This window comes from Streptomyces sp. Ru72, assembly GCF_002920635.1.
Taxonomy (GTDB): Bacteria; Actinomycetota; Actinomycetes; order Streptomycetales; family Streptomycetaceae; genus Streptomyces.
The window spans coordinates 1-6,454 of the sequence record NZ_PQSR01000186.1; the positions used below are offsets into that span (position 1 = coordinate 1).

Consider the following 6,454-nt stretch of genomic DNA (forward strand, 5'->3'; position numbering starts at 1 on the left):
GGGTCGCCGAACTCGTCGGCGCGGGCCGCTCCTTCGCCCGCCTCGACGACACCGGCAGGGTCGTCTTCAAGGCGGAGATCGGCGCCGCGACCCCACTGGCCTGCCAGATCCAAGGGGTGTGGGTGGCTCCCGAGTACCGGGGGATGGGCCTGGCCGCACCGGGTATGGCGGCGGTGCTGCGCTATGCGCTGACCGATGTGGCCCCGGTGGTGAGCCTGTACGTCAACGACTTCAACACCCCCGCGCGGCGGACGTACCACAGGGTGGGCTTCCAGGAGGTCGGGGCGTTCATGAGCGTCCTGTTCTGAGCGCCGCCACAGGTGCTTCGGGCGCCGAAGGGCAAGCAGCGGACGGCCCGCAGCCGAACCCCGCCGCGTACCCCTGTAGGCTCACGACCATGCCTCGTACCGTCGACGACGTCGTGATCGGCCCCCTGGACCTGTCCGCCCGCGTCGACGAGGCGCTCGCCGTCCAGGCCCTCGCCTTCGGGCTGGGCGCCGACGAGGTCGCCGTACGCCGCCAGATCGTGCTGCGGCACATGGCCTACCGGGGAGCCCGCGCGTTCGGCGCCACCACCGCGGACGGACGGCTCGTCGGGTTCGTGTACGGCATGCCCAACGACCGTGCGCACTGGTGGTCCACCGTCGTCGAACCGTATCTGCGCGCCCAGGGCCACGACGACTGGCTCGACGGCTCGTTCGTGATCACCGAGCTGCACGTCCACCCCCGGTACCAGAACCGGGGCATCGGCCGCTCCCTGATCACCACCATCACCGACGGCGCCACCGAGCCCCGCTCGATCCTTTCCGCGATCGACACCGACAGCCCGGCCCGGGGCCTGTACCACTCGCTGGGCTATGTGGATCTCGCGCGGCAGGTGCTCTTCCCCAGCGCGCCGAAACCGTACGCGGTGATGGGCGCCCCACTGCCCCTGCGACGCCGTTAACGGATTTCCACCCGCACGGCAAGCCCGGCTAACCTCCTAGCCATCACCCTTACGCGGCAGGAGTACCAGAACCATGGCCAACGCACCGGTCCAGCGCATGTCCCAGTTGATGGCGAAGACGCTGCGCGACGACCCGGCCGACGCCGAGGTCCTCAGCCACAAGCTGCTGGTCCGCGCGGGCTACGTCCGCCGCACCGCCGCCGGTGTGTGGACCTGGCTGCCGCTCGGCAAGAAGGTCCTCGCCAACGTGGAGCGGATCGTCCGCGAGGAGATGGACGCCATCGGTGCCCAGGAGGTCCTGCTACCCGCCCTCCTGCCCCGCGAGCCCTATGACGCGACCGGCCGCTGGGACGAGTACGGCGCCGAGCTGTTCCGCCTGAAGGACCGCAAGGGCGGCGACTACCTGCTCGGTCCCACCCACGAGGAGATCTTCACCCTGCTGGTGAAGGACCAGGCGTCCTCGTACAAGGACCTGCCGGTGATCCTCTACCAGATCCAGACCAAGTTCCGTGACGAGGCCCGGCCCCGCGCCGGCATCCTGCGCGGCCGTGAGTTCCTGATGAAGGACTCGTACTCCTTCGATCTGGAGGACGACGGCCTCGCCCGGTCCTACGCCCTGCACCGCCAGGCCTACCAGCGCGTCTTCGAGCGCCTCGGCCTGGACTACCGGATCGTCGCCGCGACCGCGGGTGCCATGGGCGGTTCCAAGTCCGAGGAGTTCCTCGCCCCGGCCGGCGCCGGCGAGGACACCTTCGCCGACTGCCCGAACTGCGACTTCGCCGCCAACACCGAGGCGATCACCTACGCGCTGAAGCCGGTCGACGCCTCCGGTGTCCCGGCCGCCGAGGAGATCCCCACCCCCGACACCCCCACCATCGAGACCCTCGCCGCCTCCCTGGGCGTCCCGGCCTCGGCCACCCTGAAGAACCTCCTCGTCAAGGTCGACGGCGAGATCGTCGCCGTCGGTGTCCCCGGCGACCGCGAGGTCGACATGGGCAAGGTCGAGGCGCACTTCGCCCCGGCCGTCGTCGAGATGGTCACCGAGGCCGACTTCGCGGGCCGGCCCGACCTCGTCCGCGGCTACGTCGGCCCGCAGGGCCTGGGGGAGAAGGTCCGCTACATCGCCGACCCGCGCGTGGCGCCGGGCACCGCGTGGATCACGGGCGCCAACAAGGAGCACACGCACGCGAAGAACGTGGTCGCGGGCCGCGACTTCGAGGTCGACGAGTACGTGGACGTCGTGGTGGTGCAGGAGGGCGACCCCTGCCCGAAGTGCGGCACCGCGCTCAAGCTGGACCGCGCCATCGAGATCGGCCACATCTTCCAGCTCGGCCGCAAGTACACCGACGCCCTCAAGCTCGACGTCCTCGGCCAGAACGGCAAGCCGGTCCGCGTCACCATGGGCTCCTACGGCATCGGCGTCTCCCGCGCGGTCGCCGCGCTCGCCGAGCAGACCGCCGACGAGCAGGGCCTGTGCTGGCCCAAGGAGGTCGCCCCGGCCGACGTGCACGTCGTGGCAGCCGGCAAGGCCCTGCAGACCGAGGTGGCGCTCGACGTCTCCGAGAAGCTGTCGGCGGCCGGTGTCCGCGTCCTGGTCGACGACCGGGCCGGTGTCTCGCCGGGCGTGAAGTTCACCGACGCGGAGCTGATCGGCGTGCCGCAGATCCTGGTGGCCGGGCGTCGCGCCGGCGAGGGCGTCGTCGAGCTCAAGGACCGCCGGACGGGCGAGCGCGAGGAGCTCACGGTGGACGAGGCGATCGCCCGCCTCACCGCCTGATCCGCGCCTCGGGGCGCCCGCCACGGGCCGACCAGCCCATGGCGGGCGTCAGCCGTCCCCTACTGGACGGGCAGGTGCGTCCGGCAAGATGAGGCCCGCACACCAAGCATCCGCGGACCTGTATCACCCGGAGGACGCCCGTGTCCGACACGACCGGCCGGCAGCGGTTCCGGTTCGGCCCCGCCCGGTTGCGGCACGGGCCTGCCCGGCCGGCGGCAGGAGCGGCCCCCACCGTGCCGGCGCCGTACAGCGGTGGTCTGCGGCCCCCGGCGGTCGAGGCCCGTGGGCTTCGGGTCGTCCGCGGCGGGCGGGAGGTGCTCCGCGGCCTCTCGTTCAGCGTGCCCCCAGGCACCGTCACCGGCCTGCTGGGCCCTTCCGGCTGCGGCAAGACCACACTCATCCGCAGCATCGTCGGGACCCAGATCACCTCGTCCGGTACGGTCACCGTCCTGGGTGAGCCGGCCGGATCCCGGCGGCTGCGCGGACGCGTCGGCTACGCCACCCAGAGCCCGGCCCTGTACCCCGACCTCACGGTCGCCGAGAACCTGCGCTACTTCGCCGCGTTGCTGCATGCCGAACCGGACGTCGAACGCGTCATCGCCGCCACCGACCTGGAGCGGCAGCGCGACCAGGCGGTCGGCTCCCTCTCGGGCGGCCAGCGGATGCGCACCGGCATCGCCGCCGCCCTGCTCGGGAGCCCGCCGCTGCTGGTGCTCGACGAGCCCACCGTCGGCCTCGACCCCGTTCTGCGCAACCAGCTCTGGCAGCTCTTCCGCACCCTGGCAGCGGACGGCACCACGCTGCTGGTCTCCAGCCACGTCATGGAAGAGGCCGGGCGCTGCGGACGGCTGCTGCTGATGCGCGACGGCCTGCTCCTCGCCGACGACACCCCCGACGCGCTGCGCGACCGCACCGGCACCGCCGACCTGGAGGAGGCGTTCCTCCGCCTGATAGAGGACGTCGCGCCTCGCGAGACCCAGCCCCATGGGACCCAGCCCCACGAGGACGAGGAGACCGGGCCGTGATGACCTCGGCGAGCCGCGCCACCACACGCCGCATCCTGCGTCAGCTGCGTCACGACCCGCGCACGGTGGCCCTGCTGCTGATCGTCCCGGTCCTGCTCGTGGTCCTGCTGCGCTACATGTTCGACTCGGCGGCCGCCTTCGACCGGGTCGCCCCCGCGTTGCTGGGCATCTTCCCGTTCGTCGTCATGTTCCTCGTCACCTCGGTGACGACCCTGCGCGAGCGCACCTCGGGGACGCTGGAGCGGCTGATGACGATGCCGCTGAGCAAGCTGGACCTGCTGACCGGTTACGCCTGCGCCTTCGGCCTGCTCGCCGTGGTCCAGGCGCTGGCGGTCACCGGCGTGAGCCTGCGGCCACTCGGGCTGACGGTCTCCGGGTCGACGGGCCTGCTGCTGACGGTCGCGGTACTGGACGCCCTGCTCGGCACGGCGCTCGGGCTGTTCGTCTCGGCCTTCGCCCGGACGGAGTTCCAGGCCGTGCAGTTCATGCCCGCGGTGGTCTTCCCACAGCTGCTGCTGTGCGGGCTGTTCGTCCCCCGGGCGCACATGGCGCAGCCGCTCCGCTGGGCCTCGGACGTCCTCCCGCTCTCCTACGCCGTCGACGCCCTGGAGCGGGCCGCCGCGGGCACCACCGGCACGGCCGACCTCGTCCGCGACCTCTCGGTGATCGCCGGTTCCGCCCTGGCCGCCCTGGCGCTCGCGGCCGCCACCCTTCGTCGGCGCACTCCCTGACACCCGGTCCGCAGGCGTCGCGACCCGATCACCGCTGCGAGTGGGGCCGACGGCGCACGGCCCTCGGCAGTCCTCGGCCGATCCGGGCCAGATTGATCCCGTCACCGATGCCGAAGGCGTGCGGCGTGAGGAACGCGTCGCTGTCGGGGTCCCAGTACTCGCGAACGACCTTGCCCAGGCTGGGCCTGCGGACGTCGTACGGCAGCCCGGCGACGCGGCCGGTCCAGGTGCGCGCCGACGCCGGCCTGCGCAACGGCTGCGCCACGGCGACGGCGGTGGCCGCGCCCGCCGCGAGGACGACCAGGGTACTCAGCGTTCTTCTCCTCATGGCGAGACCGTACGCCGCCGGCCGCGCGAAGGGGTGGAGACGAAAGGCGCCCGGCGCGGGGCCGTTCGGGCCTTCGGTACGGCCGACCGGGGCGGGCGAGGGGGCTGTCGGCCCGCCCGTCTAGAGCCAGCTCGCGAACTCCAGCAACAGCTCCGCGTCCCCCGGGCGGCCCACCCGGCGCGCCCGCACGCCCGACTCCACCGCCCGGAACAGCGTCCAGCCGCGCAGCCGCTCCTGATCCAGGTCCAGGGACTCCGCGAGCCGTTTCACCCGGCGGCGGGTGATCGCCGCTCCGGAGGGCGCCGCGATCAGGTCCTCCACCCGGTCGCGCACCAGCCGGGCCAGGTCGAAGGCGCACTCGCCGACCACCGGGTCCGGCCCCACCGCGAGCCACGGCATCCGCTCCCCGGCGAGGATCTTGCTCTGCCGGAAGGTGCCGTGCAGCAGCTGCTCCTCGGGCTGGGTGGCGAGCAGCTGCTCACGGGCCGCCAGCGCCGCCTCGACCAGCGGCGCGGCCTCCGGGTCGGCCTCCGCGCTCCTGCGCATCGCCTCGGCCTGCCGGCCCGTGCGCGCGGCCACCGTCTCGAAGGAGTGAGCGGCGGGCGGCTCGACCCACAGCCGCCGCAGCGTGCCGGCCGCCTCCAGCAGGGCCTTCGCCTCCGGCAGCGAGCGCACGGACATCTCCGGGTGCAGGCGCTCCAGCAGCAGCACGCCCTCCCCGGCGTCCGGGGCGTCCGCGTCCAGGAGCCGTACGGCCCCGAAGCCGTCCCACCGCACGAGCGCGGCCCGCTCGCTGCCCGGGCGGGCCCAGGGCGGTACCAGCTTCAGCACGGCGGGCGTCCCGTCGGCCTGCCGCACCAGCAGCACCAGGCTGCTGCGGCCGCCCGGCGCCTGCACCCGCTCCACGGTCAACTCGCGCAGGCCGACGGCCCGCCGGACCAGCTCCGGGAGCCTGCCCAGCCAGTCGGCGCCACCGTCCCGCTGCGTCTCGCCGAGCGCCCTCACCAGGCGCTGCGGCGGTTCGAAAGCCATGCGCGAGTTGTTCCCTTCCAGGTCGGCTTCGCACGCGTACGATCGAGCGCGTACGCGTCAGGTACGCGGTGTCGCCGACGCGGTGGGGGTGGCCGCCGCCCGCTCGGCGAGACCAGGGAAGGCTACGCTCTCGCCGCTCCAGCGCACCGACCGCACCGCGGCTTCCCGCAGCGCCCCGGCGGCGAAGCCGCGCCGCGCACCCGTCGAGGCCCGCACGAGATCCGAGTAGACCCCCGCCACCCGCTCCTCCAGCTCGGCGGCCAGCCGCACGGCGGCGGCGGAGTCGGGCACCGGGAACGGCAGCGCGTACGCGGCCGCCGCGGCGTCCGGCGTGCCGCCCAGGTCCCGTACCGCCCGGGCCAGTTCGTCCCGCCGGGCGCGGTGGGCGTCGTAGGCGGTCCGCGCCTCCTCGCGCCGTGCCTGCTCGATGCGGCCACCGACGACGCCGTAGCCGTAGACGGCGGCGTGCTCGGCGCGCAGGGCGGCGCGCAAGGCCGTCAGTTCGTCGCTCACGGGCGTCGGTGTGCCGGTGCTGCTCGTGCTCACTTTCCGCCTTCCGTCAGCAGGTACGCGTGCGCGGCCCCTGCCGCGGCCACGGACGCCATCAGCCGTGCC

8 protein-coding genes are annotated in these 6,454 nt (G+C 73.6%); 5 read left to right on the forward strand and 3 right to left on the reverse strand.

Annotation, left to right across the window (positions count from 1 at the left end):
* The 5 genes from C3488_RS38705 to C3488_RS38725 form a co-directional block, all read left to right on the forward strand.
* On the forward strand, window positions 1-308 hold a 308-nt coding region (locus C3488_RS38705), incomplete at its 5' end, for a GNAT family N-acetyltransferase (protein WP_146068018.1).
* Window positions 309-397: 89 nt separating this feature from the next.
* Window positions 398-946, forward strand: coding sequence for a GNAT family N-acetyltransferase (locus C3488_RS38710; RefSeq protein WP_103845509.1), 549 nt, complete (start codon window positions 398-400; stop codon window positions 944-946).
* Window positions 947-1,019: 73 nt separating this feature from the next.
* Complete coding sequence (locus C3488_RS38715; RefSeq protein ID WP_103845510.1) at window positions 1,020-2,723, forward strand: proline--tRNA ligase; 1,704 nt, start codon at window positions 1,020-1,022, stop codon at window positions 2,721-2,723.
* Between the two features lie 233 nt (window positions 2,724-2,956).
* Window positions 2,957-3,748, forward strand: a complete 792-nt coding sequence (locus C3488_RS38720) for an ABC transporter ATP-binding protein (protein ID WP_103845514.1) — start codon at window positions 2,957-2,959, stop codon at window positions 3,746-3,748.
* The gene (locus C3488_RS38725) at window positions 3,748-4,479 is read left to right on the forward strand and encodes an ABC transporter permease (RefSeq protein WP_103845511.1); all 732 of its coding nucleotides are present in this window, start codon (window positions 3,748-3,750) and stop codon (window positions 4,477-4,479) included. Before C3488_RS38720 ends, C3488_RS38725 begins: the two co-directional genes overlap by 1 nt.
* A gap of 28 nt (window positions 4,480-4,507) precedes the next feature.
* Here the strand turns inward: C3488_RS38725 and C3488_RS38730 are convergent, their stop codons facing one another.
* From C3488_RS38730 to C3488_RS38740, 3 genes are all read right to left on the reverse strand, one after another.
* Window positions 4,508-4,807 (reverse strand): hypothetical protein, encoded by a 300-nt coding sequence (locus C3488_RS38730; RefSeq protein WP_103845512.1) that lies wholly within the window; start codon window positions 4,805-4,807, stop codon window positions 4,508-4,510.
* 120 nt (window positions 4,808-4,927) lie between these two features.
* Window positions 4,928-5,839: an aminoglycoside phosphotransferase family protein gene (locus C3488_RS38735; protein WP_103845513.1), complete on the reverse strand. Its 912-nt coding sequence runs from the start codon at window positions 5,837-5,839 to the stop codon at window positions 4,928-4,930.
* 57 nt (window positions 5,840-5,896) lie between these two features.
* Entirely contained in the window at window positions 5,897-6,385 is a 489-nt protein-coding gene (locus C3488_RS38740; RefSeq protein ID WP_258053916.1) for a ferritin-like domain-containing protein, read from the reverse strand.
* Window positions 6,386-6,454: the final 69 nt, after the last annotated feature.